The following is a 19397-nucleotide window of genomic DNA, read 5'->3' on the forward strand; positions in this document are numbered from 1 at the left end:
AGGAAAGTGCAGTTAGAAAGGAGGAAAAAATAGGATACTATAATTCAGACTGAGATTTCTAATTAAATATGTAGTTGCATTTCGCTCATTTTCATAATATTTCATTCAGAGGAGGAATAATATGTTAAAAATTTGATGCGGGATGGTAAAGAATAATTGAAGAAGATTCTTTTATCAATAGTTTAGTAAGCTTGTTAGTTTATAGAGGGCAGGGGTATTTCTACCCTCTGTTTTAGAATAAGGAATGCACTATGAAAAAATTATTTATACTCATATCCAACCTGCTTGCTAGTTTGTTCTTTGTTTGGGTATTTACCATTTGGACTGATACATATGTCTCCAATTATTACCCCAACGTTATTGTACGTGATTCTTCCCCTGAAACAACTTTTCAGCATGTTGCTACACGCTTGGAAAAACTAGCAGAAGAAACGGATAGCTTTATTGCGATTCAACACCAGGATCCTAACTCAGAAGGTACTCCAGTGTTTTCTTATACGACCTTTGGGAACGGAAAGTTGCCTGATGGGCTTCAGGAAAAAAAACTAGAAGATGCTCAAAGTAGTAGTGTTGAAACAAACTATTTTGTATTCGATGGACACCTAGATATTCACTTGCTAAGGGAGGAGCTAAGTCAACTTGGCTTGACTAATATGCACCTGACAATTCCATCTAAACTATCTACGTTAATGGCTATCTTTAGTAACGGATTTCAGTTAATCAGTCTATTGATTTTCATCTTAACCTTTGGAGCACTGACTTTAATTAGTCAAATTAGCCAATTACGGTCGTCGGGCATTCGCCTCATTTCAGGAGAGAAACGGTGGTCCATTTTCCTTAGACCAGTTGGTGAAGATTTGAAAGGGATAGCTGTTGGTTTCAGTTTAGCTGGCGTGCTCGCCATTCTTATGCAAAAAATTCTGTCGCTTCCAACGCAATCCCTAATGACCATAGGAGCAGGCTTGCTCTGTTATAATCTCATCTTGTTGTCGATCTCCCTGTTTTTCGCTCAACTCTTCGCAGTTGGGATAAAAAAGATACACCTGATGCAGATTATAAAAGGGCAAGTGCCTGTCAGAGGAATCATTAGTTTGATTTTAATCGGTCAACTATTAGCGATTATTATTGTAACGCTGGGAATAGGGAGTAGCTTAAAGTATTCCCAAGCCTGGCAACAGCATCGGATTGGACAAGAGGCTTGGAGCCAGGAAAGGCAACTGATTACCCTATCAATCAGCCGTGAAGGAACGAGTCCTGGTTTTGATGAACAAGCTCAAAGGAAATTCAGAACTTGGTATCAATTGATGGATCTGGCTGTTTCAGAACAAAAGGCTTTCTTATCTAGACACCAGTTAATTGACCGTACTTTGCAAAATGGCATGGCTTCCTCCAAAAACTTTATAACCTCTACAGAATGGCACGATTACAACCCGAATGGCAATGTCCTTATCGTCACACCGCAATACTTGGAGCGTCAAAACATTCCTGTAGATACAACTATTGAGCAAAAGATGAATCACCTTGATGTAGGGGAGTTTGTCTTATTGCTGCCTGAACACCTCCGTTCAGAGGAAGAACATTATAAATCTGTTTTTGAAGACGACTTAACCAGTCGCATGTCTAGTCAAGATGAACGACAGCAAATGACTGCTACGGTAGGTTATTTAGAATCAGGTCAGGATCGTTTTGTGTATAATACGACCCCTATTTCTTACCAACAGTTTTTGAAAGATCCAATCGTCATTGTTATAACACCCCAATCAACTGGTCCACAGTCCATTTTGTTTTGGATAGACGCAGTACAGAACTACGTTCTCTTTAATCAATTGTCTGATGCCCAGGAGCTTATCCAGAGACAAGGCATTGAAAATTGGGTCTCAGAAATGCAAACAGGTTACCACAACTACATCATATTATTGGATAATATCCAGAGGGAACATTGGGTAATGCTAGCAGGAGCTGTGCTTGGGATTGCAACTTCAATCTTGTTGTTTAACACTATGAATAGGCTCTACTTTGAAGAATTTAGACGTGCCATTTTTATCAAACGCATTGCAGGTCTCAGGTTCTTAGAAATCCATCGCACTTATCTCTTTGCTCAACTGGGTGTGTTTTTACTGGGATTTGTTGCGAGTGTATTTCTTCAGGTAGAGATAGTAGTTGCTTTCTTAGTCTTGTTACTCTTTACTGGTCTATCTCTTTTACAGTTACATATCCAAATGCAGAAAGAAAACAAGATGTCCATGCTTGTTTTGAAGGGAGGTTAATATGATTGAACTTAAACAGGTGAGTAAATCTTTTGGAGAACGAGAGTTATTTTCGAATCTTTCAATGACATTTGAGGCTGGAAAAGTCTATGCCTTAATTGGTTCAAGTGGTAGCGGAAAAACAACCTTGATGAACATGATTGGGAAATTAGAATCTTATGATGGGACGATTTTTTACCGAGGTAAAGACTTGGCCAATTATAAATCGAGTGATTTTTTCCGTCACGAATTGGGCTACCTCTTCCAGAACTTTGGCTTAATTGAAAACCAAAGTATTGAAGAAAACCTTAAGCTAGGTCTCATTGGTCAAAAGTTGAGTCGGGCGGAACAGCGGTTGAGGCAGAAGCAAGCTTTAGAACAGGTCGGCCTGGCTTATCTTGACCTAGATAAGCGCATCTTTGAGTTATCGGGCGGAGAATCGCAACGGGTTGCCTTGGCAAAAGTTATCTTAAAGAATCCACCCCTTATTCTGGCAGATGAGCCAACAGCTTCAATAGACCCAGCAACCTCTCAGTTGATTATGGAGATTTTGCTATCTCTTCGAGATGATAATAGGCTAATCATTATCGCAACACATAATCCGGCAATTTGGGAGATGGCTGATGAAGTGTTCACGATGGATCATCTGAAATAAAAATCCTTGTTTTTAATTGCACGATGAGTTACTGAAATATTATCATGAATCAATAATAGTGTAGGAGAGATTTTCCTCCTACAACCATTTCAAAAGAAAACTATCTTTATTCCATGTTATTTTGAGGAAGATATTGTGAAAGTCAAAGATGATGATAAAGTTGAGTGTAATTTGTTAGAATTTCAAAAATTTAGAGCATTTTTGGCTTAGTAATATGTGTTGAAGGCTCAAAATCTATGGTAAAAAAGTAGCTTTGAAAACGTATTACCTCCAAAGATTTAGTTTAATAATGAATTAACATAAAAAGAAATGATTGAAGTTCTGGAAAGATGTTGTTTCAGTATTGAAATCATTGAGAAAAAGTGGGAAAAATTTGCGATTTTCACAGAGAAAGGAAGAAAAAGTATAGAAATATAGTCAATTGAAACAAGAACAGGACAAAAGAACCTTTTGTGCCATATTTTTCTCCTTTCGCTTTACAATTGGCTTGAACACCTTTATTGTATCGCGTTTGGAGTTTTTTTGGTATAACCTTCGACGCGCACCCGCATAGCGGGTGTTTTTTTGTCTCGCACCTAACGGAGCGAGACGAACTAATAGTCACTTAATCAAAAAACGCACCATATCAAAAACTAAAAAGTTTGATATCATGCGTCATGTCTTAAACTAATTGACTATACTTTCTATTCAAATGAGCTTTTAACCAATTGATTGAGCCAATCCACTCTTAAAACCAAAGAGCAATTTCTCGCTTAGCTGACTCTTCTGAATCTGAACCATGTACAACATTTTGGATAACCTCATTTTCTCCAGCAGCTTTTGCAAGATCACCTCGAATCGTTCCTGGTAAAGCTTCTTCTGGACGAGTTGCACCCATCATGGTACGCCAAGTTTCGATTACTTTGGGGCCAGAAATAACACCCACAAGAACCGGTCCTGAAGTCATGAATTCACGAATCGGTGGGTAAAAACTCTGACCAACCAAGTCCTGATAGTGCTGGTCAATTAACTCTTCTGAAACCTGTGAACGCAACTCCAATTTTTCGATTGTCAATCCACGTTGTTCGATGCGTTTCAACACCTCACCCACTAATCCTCTTTGTACACCGTCTGGTTTAATGATAAAGAATGTTTGTTCCATACCCGTCTCCTTTGTCAGCTTCTTTCTTTTATTTTACCACATTTCATGGAAAAATGGAGAAAGTTTTCAGAAAAGAGAAAGAGAACCCGAAGGCTCTCTCATTCTCTCTTATTCTACTGTTTCTTCCACAGTTTCAACGGCAGTATCCACAACTACTTCTGTTGTTTCTTCATTTCCTTCTTCCTCTACTGGAGGATTAAGGTATTCTTCTTCGTTGATAGCATGTGGTTCAAGGTTGCGGTAACGGGCCATACCAGTACCTGCTGGGATGATCTTACCGATGATAACATTTTCTTTAAGTCCAAGGAGATGGTCTTTCTTACCACGGATAGCCGCATCTGTAAGGACACGAGTTGTTTCCTGGAAGGAAGCCGCTGACAAGAAACTGTTGGTTTCAAGTGAGGCTTTGGTAATTCCCATAAGGACTGGACGACCAGTCGCTGGAACTCCACCTGCAATAAGGACATCTTTGTTGGCGTCTGTAAAGTCGTTGATATCCATGAGGGTACCCATGAGAAGATCTGTATCACCTGGATCCATGACACGGACTTTACGGATCATTTGACGCACCATTACCTCGATGTGTTTGTCACCGATTTCTACCCCTTGGCTACGGTAAACTTTTTGTACTTCACCGAGAAGATAAGTTTCAACTGACAAGACATCACGAACTGCAAGGAGACGTTTTGGTTGGATAGAACCTTCTGTAAGAGCAGCACCACGCGCTACTTGGTCACCAACTTCAACACGCATACGAGCGGTAAATGGAACGACATATTCACCTTCGCCAGTTTCACCCTTAACAAAGACTTTCTTGGTACGAGTTGACGCATCTTCTTCGATAGCGGTAACTTGTCCTTTAACCTCTGTGATAACCGCTTCCCCTTTAGGATTGCGGGCTTCAAAGATTTCTTGGACACGAGGAAGACCCTGAGTAATATCGGTATTTGAAGCAACCCCACCCGTGTGGAAGGTACGCATTGTAAGCTGTGTACCAGGTTCCCCGATAGATTGGGCAGCGATTGTACCAACTGCTTCACCAACTTCAACCGCATCACCAGTCGCCAAGTTGATACCATAACAGTGACGGCAGACACCATGACGAGTGTTACATGTAAATACAGAGCGGATAGTTACTTCTTCCACACCAGCATTGACAATTTCACGCGCCTTGTCTTCTGTAATCAACTCATTTGGACCAATGATAACTGCACCAGTTTCTGGATGTTTAACAGTTTTCTTAGTGTAACGACCATTGAGACGCTCTTCGAGAGACTCGATCATCTCTTTTCCTTCTGCGATAGAGCGAATCAAGAGACCACGGTCTGTTCCACAGTCGTCCTCACGGATGATAACGTCTTGGGCAACGTCAACCAAACGACGAGTCAAGTAACCTGAGTCGGCTGTCTTAAGGGCCGTATCGGTCATACCTTTACGCGCACCGTGAGTTGAGAAGAACATTTCGAGTACTGACAAACCTTCACGGAAGTTTGAAAGGATTGGCAATTCCATGATACGTCCGTTCGGAGCAGCCATCAGACCACGCATACCGGCAAGCTGTGAGAAGTTTGAGATGTTACCACGGGCTCCAGAGTCCATCATCATAACGATTGGGTTCTTAGGATCTTGGTTGGCAATCAAGCGTTTCTCCAATTTTTCACGAGCTGCACGCCATTCTGCTGTAACGGCATTGTAACGCTCGTCGTCTGTGATCATACCACGACGGAATTGTTTTGTGATTTGTTCTACACGTTTGTGTGATTCTTCAATGATTTCAGCCTTGTCATCAACGACTGGGATATCGGCAATACCCACTGTCAATCCTGCAAGAGTTGAGTGGTGGTAACCGAGGTTCTTCATACGGTCAAGTAGGGCAGAAGTTTCTGTCGTACGGAAACGTTTGAAGATTTCAGCGATGATATTTCCAAGGTTTTTCTTCTTGAATGGAGGGTTGAGTTCAAGTTTGCTGATCGCTTCCTTGATATCTCCACCAAGTGGCAAGAAGTATTTAGCAGGAACACCTTCTGTCAAGTTGGCATTGTTTGGTTCTTGCAAGTATGGTAGACCCTCTGGCATGATGTCGTTGAAGAGAATTTTACCAACTGTTGTAAGCAAGACCTTGTGTTTTTGCTCTTCTGTCCATGGTTTGTTGAGGCTATCTGTTGCAATACCTACACGTGAGTGGAGGTGAACATAACCATTGCGATAAGCCATGACAGCTTCATCACGGTCTTTGAAGACCATTCCTTCACCTTCACGACCAGCTTCTTCCATGGTCAAGTAGTAGTTACCCAAAACCATATCCTGAGATGGAGTAACAACTGGTTTACCATCTTTCGGATTCAAGATGTGCTCAGCAGCGAGCATGAGGATACGAGCTTCTGCTTGGGCTTCTTCTGAAAGCGGTACGTGGATGGCCATTTGGTCCCCGTCAAAGTCGGCATTGTAGGCTTCACAGACAAGTGGGTGCAAGCGAAGAGCCTTACCATCAATCAAGACTGGTTCGAAGGCTTGGATACCCAAACGGTGAAGGGTCGGTGCGCGGTTAAGAAGTACTGGGTGTTCTTTGATTACTTCTTCAAGGATATCCCAGATGCGTTCATCTCCACGTTCCACCAAGCGTTTAGCTGCTTTGACGTTTTGCACGATATCGCGCGCAACGATTTCACGCATAACAAATGGTTTAAAGAGCTCGATTGCCATTTCACGTGGCACACCACATTGGTACATCTTAAGCGTTGGACCAACGGCGATAACGGAACGTCCAGAGAAGTCAACACGTTTACCGAGCAAGTTTTGACGGAAGCGTCCTTGTTTACCTTTAAGCATGTGGCTCAATGATTTCAGTGGACGGCTACCTGGTCCTGTGATTGGACGACCACGACGACCGTTGTCAATCAAAGCGTCAACCGCTTCTTGAAGCATACGCTTCTCATTTTGAACGATGATACCTGGTGCATTCAACTCAAGCAAGCGAGCCAAACGGTTGTTACGGTTGATAACACGGCGGTAAAGGTCATTCAAGTCAGATGAGGCAAAACGGCCACCATCCAACTGCAACATTGGACGAAGATCTGGTGGAATAACTGGAAGGATGTTGAGAATCATCCATTCAGGTTTGTTTCCAGACTTGTAAAAGGCATCCAAAACATCCAAACGACGGATGGCTTTGACACGTTTTTGTCCAGTCGCTGTTTTCAACTCTTCTTTGAGTTCAGCAATTTCTTTTTCAAGATCTACTTGTTTTAAAAGGTCTTGGATAGCTTCGGCACCCATCTTGGCAACGAATGATCCATAACCATACTCACGCAAACGCTCACGGTATTCACGTTCTGTCATGATAGACTTGTGTTCAAGTGGTGTATCCTTGGGATCAATCACCACATAAGCCGCAAAATAGATAACTTCCTCGAGGGCACGAGGGCTCATATCAAGGGTCAAGCCCATACGACTTGGAATCCCCTTGAAGTACCAGATGTGAGATACAGGAGCTTTCAACTCGATGTGCCCCATACGCTCACGACGAACTTTCGTACGCGTTACTTCAACCCCACAGCGGTCACAAACAATCCCTCTGTAACGAATGCGTTTGTACTTACCACAAGCACATTCCCAGTCTTTTGTAGGACCAAAGATAACTTCATCAAAGAGACCTTCACGTTCTGGTTTCAAGGTACGGTAATTGATTGTTTCAGGTTTTTTGACTTCTCCATAAGACCATGAACGGACTTTACTTGGAGAAGCTAGGGTGATTTGCATACTTTTAAAACGATTTACATCAACCACTATTTCTTCCCTTTCTATTCTAAGTGAACTGCTTATTCTTCTTCAGCAGCTTCTTCTGTTGCTTCCGCTTTTGTTGCTTTCTCAGCTTCTTCAGCTTCAAAGGCTGCTTTAGCCTCTTGGGCTGCTTTTTCGCGGGCTTTTTCAAGGTCATCTACGTGGATGACATCTTCGTCCATTCCTTCATCCAAGTCACGAAGTTCCACTTCTTGGTCATCTTCGTCAAGGACACGCATGTCAAGACCAAGAGATTGCAATTCTTTGACAAGAACTCGGAAGGATTCTGGAACACCTGGTTTTGGAATTGGTTTTCCTTTTGTAATAGCTTCATAAGCTTTCAAACGTCCGTTGATATCGTCAGACTTGTAAGTCAAGATTTCTTGAAGAACATTTGACGCACCATAGGCTTCAAGAGCCCAAACCTCCATCTCACCGAAACGTTGTCCACCAAACTGAGCTTTACCTCCGAGTGGTTGTTGGGTAACGGTTGAGTAAGGTCCGACAGAACGAGCGTGCAACTTATCATCAACCATGTGGTGGAGTTTGATCATGTACATGACTCCGACAGAAACACGGTTATCAAATGGTTCCCCAGTACGTCCATCGTAAAGGATTGTCTTGGCATCGCTATCCATACCTGCTTCTTTAACGGTTGACCAAAGATCTTCAGAACTTGCTCCGTCAAAGACTGGTGTTGCGATGTGAATACCAAGAGTACGAGCCGCCATACCAAGGTGGAGCTCCATAACCTGTCCGATATTCATACGTGATGGCACCCCAAGTGGGTTCAACATGATGTCGACTGGAGTTCCATCTGGAAGGTAAGGCATGTCTTCTACAGGAACGATACGAGAGACAACCCCTTTGTTTCCGTGACGTCCGGCCATCTTATCTCCGACCTTGATCTTACGTTTTTGAGCAATGTAGACGCGAACCAGCATGTTCACACCTGATTGCAACTCATCTCCATTTGCACGGGTAAAGATTTTAACATCGCGAACGACACCATCGGCACCGTGTGGTACACGAAGAGAAGTATCACGCACTTCACGAGATTTGTCTCCGAAGATAGCGTGCAAGAGGCGTTCTTCAGCTGAAAGGTCTTTCTCACCCTTAGGTGTTACTTTACCTACAAGAATATCGCCTTCTTTAACCTCAGCACCGATACGGATAATCCCCATTTCGTCAAGGTCTTTAAGGGCATCTTCACCAACGTTTGGAATTTCACGAGTAATTTCTTCAGGCCCAAGCTTTGTATCGCGCGTTTCTGATTCGTATTCTTCAAGGTGAACAGATGTGTAGACATCGTCTTTCACCAAGCGTTCGCTCATGATAACGGCATCCTCGAAGTTGTAACCTTCCCAAGTCATGTAGGCAACGATTGGGTTTTGTCCAAGCGCCATTTCTCCATTTTCCATAGAAGGTCCATCAGCAATGAAATCGCCTTTTTCAACGACATCGCCAACTTTTACGAGAGTGCGTTGGTTGTAAGCAGTACCTGAGTTTGAGCGACGGAATTTTTGGATGTGGTAAACATCCAATGAACCATCTTCACGACGAACTTCTACCTTGTCAGCATCTGCGTAAGTAACTTTACCATCATACTGAGCAATCACAGCCGCTCCAGAGTCGTGGGCTGCTTGGTATTCCATACCAGTACCAACGTAAGGTGCTTGAGGATTGATCAATGGCACAGCCTGACGTTGCATGTTGGCTCCCATGAGGGCACGGTTGGAGTCATCGTTTTCCAAGAAAGGAATACATGCTGTCGCAACGGCAACTACCTGTTTTGGTGATACGTCCATGTAGTCAACAACATTCGCTGGATACTCTTGGTTGACCCCTTGGTGACGTCCCATGACAACTTTCTCAGCAAATGTTCCATCTTCATTCAGACGAGAATTAGCCTGTGCTACAGTAAATTCATCTTCTTCATCAGCTGTCAACCAAACGATTTCATTCGTAACAACACCTGTTTCACGGTCAACTTTACGGTATGGTGTTTGAACAAAGCCATACTTATTCAAGTGTCCGTAAGATGACAAGTTATTGATCAAACCGATGTTAGGTCCTTCAGGTGTCTCGATTGGACACATACGGCCGTAGTGAGTGTAGTGCACGTCACGCACTTCATATCCAGCACGGTCACGTGTCAAACCACCAGGTCCTAAGGCTGACAAGCGGCGTTTGTGAGACAACTCAGAAAGCGGATTGTGTTGGTCCATGAACTGTGACAACTGTGATGAACCAAAGAATTCTTTCACCGCAGCTGTTACAGGACGGATATTGATAATTTGTTGTGGTGTCAAGACTTCATTATCCTGAACAGACATACGTTCACGGACATTACGTTCCATACGAGAAAGTCCAAGGCGTACTTGGTTGGCAAGCAATTCCCCAACCGCACGAATACGACGGTTTCCAAGGTGGTCGATATCATCTACACGGCCAAGTCCTTCAGCCAAGTTGAGGAAGTAGCTCATCTCAGCAAGGATATCTGCAGGAGTAACGATACGAACCTTGTCATCTGGATTAGCATTACCAATGATTGTTACGACACGATCTGGATCAGTTGGAGCAACAACCTTGAATTTTTGAAGAACAACTGGCTCAGTCACAACGGCTGCATCATTTGGAATGTAGACAATCTTGTTCAAGTCGCCATCCAAATGGCTTTCAATACTTTCAATCACGCTACGAGTCATGATTGTACCAGCTTCTACCAAGATTTCTCCTGTTTCAGGATCTACCAATGGCTCAGCAATAGTTTGGTTAAGCAAGCGTGTTTTAACATTGAGCTTTTTATTGATTTTGTAACGACCAACTGCTGCTAGGTCGTAACGACGTGGGTCAAAGAAACGAGCCACAAGCAAGCTACGTGAGCTTTCAGCTGTCTTAGGCTCACCTGGACGAAGGCGTTCGTAGATTTCTTTCAAGGCTTCGTCTGTACGAGAGTCCATTGGATTCTTGTGGATATCTTTTTCAACAGTGTTGCGAACCAATTCGCTGTCACCAAAGATATCAAAGATTTCATCATCTCCTGAAAAACCAAGAGCACGAACCAAGGTCGTAAATGGAATCTTACGAGTACGGTCGATACGAGTGTAGGCGATATCTTTTGAGTCGCTTTCAAGTTCCAACCAAGCTCCACGGTTAGGGATAACAGTTGAACCGTAGCCCACTTTACCGTTTTTATCAACTTTATCGTTAAAGTAAACACCTGGTGAGCGGACCAACTGAGATACAATGATACGTTCACCACCATTGATGATGAAAGTACCCATTTCAGTCATGATTGGGAAATCACCAAAGAAAACTTCTTGGGTCTTGATTTCGCCTGTTTCTTTATTGATCAAGCGGAAGGTTACAAAAATTGGTGCTGAGTAGCTAGCATCGTGAATACGAGCTTCTTCTAGCGTATATTTTGGTTCCTTGATTTCATATCCAACAAATTCCAACTCCATTGTGTCTGTGAAGTTTGAAATTGGCAATACATCTTCAAACACTTCCTTAAGACCGTGGTCTAGGAAATCTTTGAATGAGTCAGTTTGAATTTCAATCAAATTTGGTAAGTCAAGAACTTCTTTGATTCTTGAAAAACTACGACGGGTACGATGTTTCCCGTATTGAACGTCATGTCCTGCCAAGATGATTCTCCTTTGTAAATAAGTTCCAAGCCTTGTCAATCAGGCTTTCTAATCGTCATATGGTTGTAAAACCCCTATCACCGTGTCCCTTTGATGAATTTTCAGAATCTTTAAGTCTTTGTTACAAACGTTCAAAATCCTGAAAAAAAGCACAAAAAGAGCAGCTAAATCTGACTTTTTCAGAAGATTTAACTGCTGTGAGCCTTGTCTGGACAATATTTCAGACAAAACCTACGACAAATGATTACTCATATTATACCCTATTTAGCTAGATTTTTCAAGGGGATTCAGTAGGTTTTTGGTAATTTTTTCCATAGAAAACTTGGCATCACATTCGAATCACACTATGGTACAAAAAACTGAAAAAGCTATTGACTGAAAATCATTTTCAAGGTATAATAATAAACGTTAAGGCGGTATAGCCAAGTGGTAAGGCACGGCTCTGCAAAAGCTTGATCGTCGGTTCAAATCCGTCTACCGCCTTCTATAACCTGATTTATTAGGTTTCAAATGAACAAAAAGCCCAATTTGAAGGGCTTTTTTATTTTTCCTCGAATAAATACGGATAACTTTAAAAACTTTTGGGGCAAGGTTGGGGCTGAGTTTTTCGAGGACACAATTTCCTTTTGAAATCAACTGAAAAAAGCTTCGTCACGCCTGGTGACAAAAGCCTCTAGTTTACTCTGTTTCTTCTTCTATTTCGACTTCTGTAATTTGGACTTTTACCTTGGTAACACGTCCATTTTTCACTTTATCATTAGTTAAGATAAGTTGTTTGTTTTGGCTGACCAATTCATGGCTGAGTTTCTCAGTCGTTGGAATGGTCCCAACTCCTGTCAAATAATAACCAGCGATAGTATCAACGTCATCACTTTCCAGTTCAACATCAAAGTAATTATTGAAATCATTGAGGGTCATAGTTCCTTGAACAATGTAAGTATCCTCGCCAATCTGATGAACATCTATTGCTGCTTTGTCCGTTTCATCATCAATTTCACCAACAATTTCCTCTAAAAGGTCTTCCAAGGTCACCAAACCAGCCATCCCACCGTATTCATCCAGCAAGATTGCCATTTGCCTTTGGGTATTTCGCAGTTCTTTTAGCAAGTCATCCACAAAAATCGTTTCAGGAACAAAAAGTGGATCTTGTAAGATTTTCTTCCAAACAATATTGTCAAAACCGTCCACAAAACCAGCCTTAAGGAGACTCTTGGTGTGAATGATTCCAATCACATTGTCCTTATCCCCATCATAAACCGGGATACGAGAATAATTTTGTTTTAAAATACTTTGGATAATGCTTTGACTATCATCCTGAATATCCACCATAAAGGCATCCGTTCGAGGAACCATAACCTCTCGTGCCATCAGTTCATCGAGCGAAAAGACACCTTGTAGCATCTCAATCTCATCAGCATCCAACGTTTCTTCACTATTTGTCAGCATATAGGCAATTTCATCACGGGTCATCTTTTCATCCGCATCATCGAATGACATAGGAGTCAAATGACTCAAGAAATTGGTCGAAGCAGCTAAAAGCCAAACAAAAGGACTGACTAGTTTTCCGAGCCCAATGATAACCGGCGCTGTACGAATTGCCAAGGCATCCTTTAGATTAAGAGCGATTCTCTTAGGATATAATTCCCCAAAAACGATGGAAATATAGGTCAAAAATGCCAAGGATAGAAAAGTTGCCACGGCTTGTGCTGTTTCGCCATTCCCAAGCCAAGAGGCAATCACACGTCCTAGAGTATCAGCTAAACTCGCCCCTGATAAGATTGTAATCAGGGTGATTCCTACCTGAATGGTTGATAAAAAGTGGTTAGGATTTTCTAGTACCTTCAGCAGGCGGATGTAGCGTCTGTCTCCTTCTTCCGCCTTTTGTTCAACTCGGGCACGATTAAGAGAAACCATGGCCATTTCTGTGGCTGAGAAAAAGGCATTTAATACCGTCAAGATAAACAATAAAACAAATTGTAGCAACAAATTCTGACTACTTGGGTCTTCCATAGTTCTTCTCCTAAAATAGTATCTTGTCACTTATTATATCACAAAAATTAGCTCAGTACATATTATTTTTTCTCAGTGTCTATTCTAGCCCTGCTTAAACTAGTAAAAAAGAACTCCTACATCCATAAGTGATATAGGAGTTTATCTTATCTTTTACTGAGTTACAGTGACTTCTCCAGTTCGGTAATCCAGTTGAAGTCCCTTTTGAACATTGGGAACTAGGACATTGAATTCCAATTCTCCATCTGAAGACTTGGCTTCAATCTGTGAAGCTGAGGGAACTAAATCCTCGTTTGAAGCGTAGTAAAGGGTTACACGGTAACGGACACGCTTGTTTTGGTCCAAGGCTTTACGCACCTTACTTTCATAGTAGTTTTGACCAGTCGAATCCTCGGCTTGTGCCTGATTTGCCCATGCTGTCTGAACAGCAATATTTTTGGGATTGCTTGTTGAGGCATCAAAACCATCCAAACCACCGATTAAGGCATAGCCTAACAAATGACCTCTATCGACTGCATGGGTATAAGAGCCCTTTAGATTCTTGACCTGATGCCAGCCTGGAGGAGTCCAAGAAGTTGAACCATTCCCAGTTTCTTCACGATTCTTGTACTGGCGAGTGGCCTTAGACAAGAGCGCATTAGCTACGGTTGGCACTGTTTCCTTACCCACTGTCTTTGTTTTATTATCAGCGTAGGGCTTACTTGAAACCTTGGCATTTAGGTTTGTTTTATTACCATTGACGATAAAAGCACCTGATCCGTTCCACTCCAGACTCCCTTTTATTTGGCTTTTGACTGCATCTGTTAAGACACTTTCTGCCAATTCTTGACCAGGCGCGTCTGATGATTGACTTTTCTGACTCATTTTTGTCTTAGCATCCTGATTGCCTAGTTCAGTCTGCTTAATATAATAGCTCCCCGCAGATAAGAGCAATAACACTAGCAAGCCAATCAGTGTCTGTCTTGTTTTTTTGTTCATATTTCTCCTTATCTTTAGAAAAAGACTGGTCTCCCAGCCTAATTTCCTGTAAATTTATGAATCAATTCCTGCCATTTTGCTGGAGACAGGATGGCCCATGGATCTTGACCCTTGCCCAAGATTCCATAGCCGACCATTAGACCGATTCCTAGGGCTAGAACGCCTAAAATCAGTACTATAATGACTAAAAGTAAACGCTTGACTACGTAGCTTGATTTTTTATTCATCTTCATCACTTGCCTCAATCCGCTGAATCTTAGCACCCAGCTGCGCCAACTTCTCATGGAAGCGGTAGTAACCTCTATCCAAGTGAACCAATTTACCAACTACAGTTTCTCCCTGTGCTACCAAACCTGTCAAAATCAAGGCTGCACTGGCACGAAGGTCAGTAGAAAGAACTTCTGCTCCCTGCAAAGGTTGACCACCAACAATACGAGCTGTATCACGGATAATCTCCGAGTGCAAGCCCATGCGGCGCATCTCTTCTAGGTGTTGGAAACGATTTTCGAAAACTGTCTCCACCATAGTTGATTCGCCTTTTGCAACTGTCATCAAGGCTGTAAATTGAGCCTGCATATCTGTTGGAAATCCTGGGTGGGGCAAGGTTTTCACATGAACAGCTTTTAGATTTTCTAGTTGAGAGCGAACGCGAATGCCTTCAGTCTCCTCTGTCACTTCCACTCCCATTTCAAGCAATTTGGCAATCAAGGGACGGTTATGCTCCCAAACAGCGTCTTTAATCAAGACATCACCACCGGTCATGGCAGCAGCCACCATAAAGGTTCCTGCTTCGATACGGTCTTGGACTACATTGTGAGTCGTACCATGAAGTTTCTCAACACCAGTAATGGTAATAGTCTCTGTACCAGCACCTTTGACCTTAGCTCCCATTTCATTAAGGAGAATGGCTAAGTCAACAATCTCAGGCTCACGCGCAGCATTTTCAATCACTGTCACCCCATCAGCCAGCGTCGCTGCCATCATCAAGTTCTGCGTAGCACCAACACTTGGAAAGTCCATATAGATATGGGCACCATGTAGGCGGTCAGCCTTAGCTTCGATATAACCAGCTGTCTGGCTAATCTTAGCCCCCATAGCTTCCAGGCCTTTTAAATGAAGATCAATAGGGCGGCTACCAATCGTACAACCACCTGGCATGGATACCTTAGCATGACCTACACGGGCAAGGATTGGCCCCAAAACAACGATGGATGCGCGCATCTTGCTGACATACTTATAAGGGGCTTCCTCAGTGATGTCGCCAGTAGCATCCACCTCAACAAGATGGGCTTCCTCATCAAAGTCAACCTTGGCATTCAAACCACCAACCACCTGATTCATAATAAAGACATCCGACAAGATCGGTACATTCTGTAAGACTGTCTTTCCTTCACTTGCTAGAATAGTCGCTGCCAACAAGGGCAAGACTGCATTCTTTGCTCCTTCGATGGTTACACTTCCTACCAGACGATTATCGCCACCTTGAACCACAATTTTGTCCATACTCGTTTCCTTTACTCTTGATTTTATAATAATCCTCTAAGCGCTTCTTGCCACAACTGATACAGGCTGATAAAGAAAGAACTCAGGATGTAGCCCATGACAATGCTGAAAAGAGCTATCAATAAACGAACTTTTCTTGTATTCTCATCTGTCACTTTTAAAACCTTTTCCCATCTAACAAGATCCTTTAAAAGGTAAAAACTCACATAAATAAAGAGCATGTGACTGCTTAGAGTGAATAATAATTGAACCATTTGACTATTATACCATCTTCTCTGTTTGTGCGCTAGTTTAGAAACTTCACTCAAAAACTAAGGATTGTGTTTCAAGTAATCAATTGCATCTTGTAGGGTTTTAACAGGCACTATTTTCATATCCGTCTTGATTGTTTTGGCTGCTTCTAGGGCTGTTTGGTAGTTGTTTTTCGCATCCGGATGCGCTTTTTGTTCTTCTTCGCTAACAGGGTTATCAGGGGCAAAGAAAATAGCGGCACCTTCTCTAGCCGAAGCTACAACTTTCTTATCGATACCTCCAATGTCTCCCACATTACCATCGCGGTCAATGGTTCCTGTACCGGCAACAATGCGGCCATTACGAAGGCCAGGGTCAGCTATTTGGGTATAGATGGCCAGGCTAAACATGAGACCAGCACTTGGTCCGCCGATACCAGCTGTTGAAAAGCGAATTGGGACATCACTGGTTACTTCTGTACGGTCAATCAAGCCGATTCCAATTCCATTTTTGCCATTTTCCAAGGTGATAATCTTACCTTCTGCAGACTTAGTTTGCCCATCCTCTTCATAGGTAACCTTGACGGAGTCTCCTAATTTTTGAGAATTGACGTAATCAATCAAGTCTTTGGAACTGTCAAAGGTTTGATCATTGACTGCTGTGACCGTATCAGAGATGTTGAGAATCCCTTTAAAGGTCGAATTATCCGTCACAGTCAAGACATAAACCCCAAGGTACTTAAGTTCAATATCCTTACCAGCTGTTTTTAGTCCTTGATACTTGGCCATGTTTTGTGATGTTTGCATGTAGAATTGATTGATCCGCATAAATTCAATATCGGAAGAACCACCTGTAGTCTCCTGAGCACTACGAATATCTGTAAAAGGCGTCAACCAAGCATAAATCATATGGGCTAAAGTAGCGTGCTGGACACCAACCGTAACGAATTGATAGGCTCCAGCTTCCTTATCTTCTGTGTCATTTACTTTAAGGACTTGGCGAATATCTTCCGAACCACCTGGAACTTCTATATAGTAGGGCAAGGGCACTACAAATGCCAAGAAAGTCACAATTAAGGCCACAATGACATATAAGGGCCATCTAATCTTTTTTTTCATTTCTTATTTCCTCCAAAATACTCTCGGGAACATAGCAGGTAATATCCTGACTAAATTTCAAAAGCTCTCTAACGCCTGATGAACTGATATAGAGATGTTCAGGTCGACTATGTAAATAAATGGTCTCTATATCAGGAGACAGCTGATGGTTGTAGTAATCAAAACTGGCTTCATATTGCAAATCCGCTGCATTCCTCAAACCACGCACTAGACAAGTAGCCCCCAGTCTTTTTGCAACATCAACCACCAATTCATCATGAGAAGACACGACTTCAACATTTTCCAAATGTTTCACAGCCTTTTCTAACCCCCGTTTACGATTTTCGATAGGGAGAAATCCTTGTTTGTGGGGATTAAAAAAAATACCCACATAGAGCTTATCAAAAAGTCTGCTCGCCCGTTCAATGATATCCAGATGCCCATTTGTCATCGGATCAAATGAGCCTGTGAATAAGCCAATCTTATCTGACATAGACTGTCACCTTACTAATTCCATAAATCTTTTCCTTCCAGATACCCAGGCAGGCAATTTCTTCTGGAAGTTCAACGGACTTATCCGTCTCACACACAACCATAACATCTTCAGAAAAAAGCTCTCTCTCAGCCATTTTTTCAATATCTGCTACGATTTGTTCCTTGGCATAAGGAGGGTCTAAGAAAATGATGTCAAATTCCCCAGATACCTGTTCCAATGCCCTTTCTGCATCCATCTTGAGGAGTTGAAATTTTCCAACTTCCTTGGTCATCTGGATATTTTCAGCCACGATGGTCTGAGCCTTACGGTCTCGCTCCACCAAAACAGCGCTGGACATGCCACGCGATACTGCCTCGATAGATAAACCACCACTGCCTGCATAAAGGTCCAAGACTCGTCCCCCTTCAAAGTAGGGACCAATCATGTTAAAAATAGCTCCCCTAACCTTATCCGAAGTAGGTCTTGTCGTCTTGCCTTCTAGTGTCTTGAGGGGACGTCCCCCATAGATTCCTGATACGATTTTCATACCGTTTATTATACCAAATTATAGACAAAAAGAGAAAGAAAACCGAACCTTGCGGTTCGATTCTCTATAAAATATTTTCGTAACTATCGCGGACTTCTTGAGGCCAAACACTTGTTTGCACTTCTCCGATGTGTTTCTTGCGAAGTAGGAACATGGCCATACGAGATTGTCCAATTCCTCCACCGATTGTCAATGGGAATAGGCCATTCAACAAAGCCTTGTGCCATTCCAATTCCAAGCGGTCTTCATCACCTGTGATGGCAACCTGACGACGAAGCGTTTCTTCATCTACACGAATCCCCATAGAGGACAACTCAAAGGCTCCACCTAGAGATTCATTCCAGACAAGAATATCACCATTTAGACCCTTGTAGCCATTTTCAGACTCACTTGTCCAGTCATCATAGTCTGGTGCACGCCCATCGTGCGGTTTACCATCTGGCAACTCCCCACCGATACCAATCAAGAAAACTGCTCCAAATTCTTTACAGATAGCATTTTCACGTTCTTTCGGTGTCAAGTCTGGGTAGCGTTCTACCAACTCTTCTGTATGGATGAAAGTGATTTGTTTTGGCAAGATTGATTCGATGTCATAGCGGGCTTCAACAGCTAGCTCCGTCAGGCGAATAGCCTTGTAAATCTTCTCAACTGTTTCTTTTAGGTAAGCAATGTTACGCTTACCATTTGGGATAACCTTCTCCCAGTCCCACTGGTCAACATAAACAGAGTGAGTCGCATCCAGCGAGTCTTCGTCTGGACGAAGGGCCTTCATGTGGACGAAGAGACCCTCACCCTCACCGAAACCAAAACGAGCCAAGGTATGGCGTTTCCATTTGGCAAGTGAGTGCACCACTTCATAAGTAGCGTCAGGGATTTGGAGAACCTTGACCGATACGGCATTCTCAACACCTGATAAGTTGTCCTGCATCCCGTCGCCGACTCTGCTCAAGATAGGACCTTGAACTTCGACAACTTCTAACTTATCTTTCAAATACTGGGTAAAAGTGTTTTTGACAAAGGAAATTTCTTCTTGTTGATGGATAAAACTTTTCTTCATAGGCTACTCCTCAAAAATTAGTTAAAA

General features: G+C 42.5%; 14 protein-coding genes and 1 tRNA gene. 3 read left to right on the forward strand and 12 right to left on the reverse strand.

Features of this window, described 5'->3' with window-relative positions; translation table 11 throughout:
- The first annotated feature begins 251 nt into the window (after nt 1-251).
- Together WKI23_RS04480 and WKI23_RS04485 are read left to right on the forward strand one after the other, a co-directional pair.
- Nucleotides 252-2267, forward strand: coding sequence for a DUF1430 domain-containing protein (locus WKI23_RS04480; protein ID WP_368079083.1), 2016 nt, complete (start codon nt 252-254; stop codon nt 2265-2267).
- 1 nt (nt 2268) lies between these two features.
- The gene (locus WKI23_RS04485) at nt 2269-2901 is read left to right on the forward strand and encodes an ABC transporter ATP-binding protein (protein ID WP_138700567.1); all 633 of its coding nucleotides are present in this window, start codon (nt 2269-2271) and stop codon (nt 2899-2901) included.
- Nucleotides 2902-3628: 727 nt separating this feature from the next.
- Here WKI23_RS04485 and ndk read toward each other — a convergent pair.
- The 3 genes from ndk to rpoB form a co-directional block, all read right to left on the reverse strand.
- Complete coding sequence (ndk, locus tag WKI23_RS04490; RefSeq protein ID WP_368079084.1) at nt 3629-4042, reverse strand: nucleoside-diphosphate kinase; 414 nt, start codon at nt 4040-4042, stop codon at nt 3629-3631.
- A gap of 108 nt (nt 4043-4150) precedes the next feature.
- A complete protein-coding gene (rpoC, locus tag WKI23_RS04495; RefSeq protein WP_000228740.1) occupies nt 4151-7828 on the reverse strand; it encodes a DNA-directed RNA polymerase subunit beta' in 3678 nt (1225 codons plus the stop codon).
- Nucleotides 7829-7860: 32 nt separating this feature from the next.
- Nucleotides 7861-11472, reverse strand: a complete 3612-nt coding sequence (rpoB, locus tag WKI23_RS04500) for a DNA-directed RNA polymerase subunit beta (RefSeq protein WP_033678441.1) — start codon at nt 11470-11472, stop codon at nt 7861-7863.
- A 412-nt stretch (nt 11473-11884) separates the two neighbouring features.
- Between rpoB and WKI23_RS04505 the strand changes: the two genes are divergently transcribed.
- Nucleotides 11885-11955: transfer RNA gene (locus WKI23_RS04505), tRNA-Cys, on the forward strand.
- Between the two features lie 195 nt (nt 11956-12150).
- Here the strand turns inward: WKI23_RS04505 and WKI23_RS04510 are convergent.
- The 9 genes from WKI23_RS04510 to asnA form a co-directional block, all read right to left on the reverse strand.
- Nucleotides 12151-13482: a hemolysin family protein gene (locus tag WKI23_RS04510; protein WP_368079085.1), complete on the reverse strand. Its 1332-nt coding sequence runs from the start codon at nt 13480-13482 to the stop codon at nt 12151-12153.
- Between the two features lie 153 nt (nt 13483-13635).
- Nucleotides 13636-14460: a DNA/RNA non-specific endonuclease gene (locus WKI23_RS04515; protein WP_368079086.1), complete on the reverse strand. Its 825-nt coding sequence runs from the start codon at nt 14458-14460 to the stop codon at nt 13636-13638.
- A gap of 38 nt (nt 14461-14498) precedes the next feature.
- Nucleotides 14499-14687, reverse strand: coding sequence for a DNA-directed RNA polymerase subunit beta (locus tag WKI23_RS04520; RefSeq protein ID WP_025169706.1), 189 nt, complete (start codon nt 14685-14687; stop codon nt 14499-14501).
- Nucleotides 14680-15963, reverse strand: a complete 1284-nt coding sequence (murA, locus tag WKI23_RS04525; protein WP_050262001.1) for a UDP-N-acetylglucosamine 1-carboxyvinyltransferase — start codon at nt 15961-15963, stop codon at nt 14680-14682. The genes WKI23_RS04520 and murA overlap by 8 nt, the downstream gene beginning before the upstream one ends.
- Nucleotides 15964-15986: 23 nt before the next feature.
- Nucleotides 15987-16217, reverse strand: a complete 231-nt coding sequence (locus WKI23_RS04530; protein WP_078136247.1) for a DUF1146 family protein — start codon at nt 16215-16217, stop codon at nt 15987-15989.
- Between the two features lie 57 nt (nt 16218-16274).
- Nucleotides 16275-17312 (reverse strand): SepM family pheromone-processing serine protease, encoded by a 1038-nt coding sequence (locus WKI23_RS04535; RefSeq protein ID WP_368079087.1) that lies wholly within the window; start codon nt 17310-17312, stop codon nt 16275-16277.
- A complete protein-coding gene (coaD, locus tag WKI23_RS04540) occupies nt 17296-17784 on the reverse strand; it encodes a pantetheine-phosphate adenylyltransferase (RefSeq protein WP_368079088.1) in 489 nt (162 codons plus the stop codon). The genes WKI23_RS04535 and coaD overlap by 17 nt, the downstream gene beginning before the upstream one ends.
- Nucleotides 17774-18313 carry a 16S rRNA (guanine(966)-N(2))-methyltransferase RsmD gene (rsmD, locus tag WKI23_RS04545; protein WP_368079089.1) on the reverse strand — a complete coding sequence of 180 codons (540 nt, stop codon included), beginning with the start codon at nt 18311-18313 and terminating at the stop codon, nt 17774-17776. The genes coaD and rsmD overlap by 11 nt, the downstream gene beginning before the upstream one ends.
- A gap of 64 nt (nt 18314-18377) precedes the next feature.
- Nucleotides 18378-19370 carry an aspartate--ammonia ligase gene (asnA, locus tag WKI23_RS04550; protein ID WP_368079090.1) on the reverse strand — a complete coding sequence of 331 codons (993 nt, stop codon included), beginning with the start codon at nt 19368-19370 and terminating at the stop codon, nt 18378-18380.
- Nucleotides 19371-19397 lie beyond the last annotated feature (27 nt).

This window comes from Streptococcus pseudopneumoniae (genome assembly GCF_038148955.1).
Classification (GTDB): Bacteria; Bacillota; Bacilli; order Lactobacillales; family Streptococcaceae; genus Streptococcus; species Streptococcus pseudopneumoniae_T.

What these genes read in the sequence shown, in the direction of transcription:
- WKI23_RS04485 (WP_138700567.1), top strand. Translation starts at nt 2,269, where the DNA reads ATGATTGAACTTAAACAGGTGAGTAAATCTTTTGGAGAACGAGAGTTA.
- murA (WP_050262001.1), bottom strand. Translation starts at nt 15,963, where the DNA reads ATGGACAAAATTGTGGTTCAAGGTGGCGATAATCGTCTGGTAGGAAGT.
- asnA (WP_368079090.1), bottom strand. Translation starts at nt 19,370, where the DNA reads ATGAAGAAAAGTTTTATCCATCAACAAGAAGAAATTTCCTTTGTCAAA.
- rsmD (WP_368079089.1), bottom strand. Translation starts at nt 18,313, where the DNA reads ATGAAAATCGTATCAGGAATCTATGGGGGACGTCCCCTCAAGACACTA.
- coaD (WP_368079088.1), bottom strand. Translation starts at nt 17,784, where the DNA reads ATGTCAGATAAGATTGGCTTATTCACAGGCTCATTTGATCCGATGACA.
- WKI23_RS04480 (WP_368079083.1), top strand. Translation starts at nt 252, where the DNA reads ATGAAAAAATTATTTATACTCATATCCAACCTGCTTGCTAGTTTGTTC.
- WKI23_RS04535 (WP_368079087.1), bottom strand. Translation starts at nt 17,312, where the DNA reads ATGAAAAAAAAGATTAGATGGCCCTTATATGTCATTGTGGCCTTAATT.
- ndk (WP_368079084.1), bottom strand. Translation starts at nt 4,042, where the DNA reads ATGGAACAAACATTCTTTATCATTAAACCAGACGGTGTACAAAGAGGA.
- WKI23_RS04510 (WP_368079085.1), bottom strand. Translation starts at nt 13,482, where the DNA reads ATGGAAGACCCAAGTAGTCAGAATTTGTTGCTACAATTTGTTTTATTG.
- WKI23_RS04515 (WP_368079086.1), bottom strand. Translation starts at nt 14,460, where the DNA reads ATGAACAAAAAAACAAGACAGACACTGATTGGCTTGCTAGTGTTATTG.
- WKI23_RS04520 (WP_025169706.1), bottom strand. Translation starts at nt 14,687, where the DNA reads ATGAATAAAAAATCAAGCTACGTAGTCAAGCGTTTACTTTTAGTCATT.
- WKI23_RS04530 (WP_078136247.1), bottom strand. Translation starts at nt 16,217, where the DNA reads ATGGTTCAATTATTATTCACTCTAAGCAGTCACATGCTCTTTATTTAT.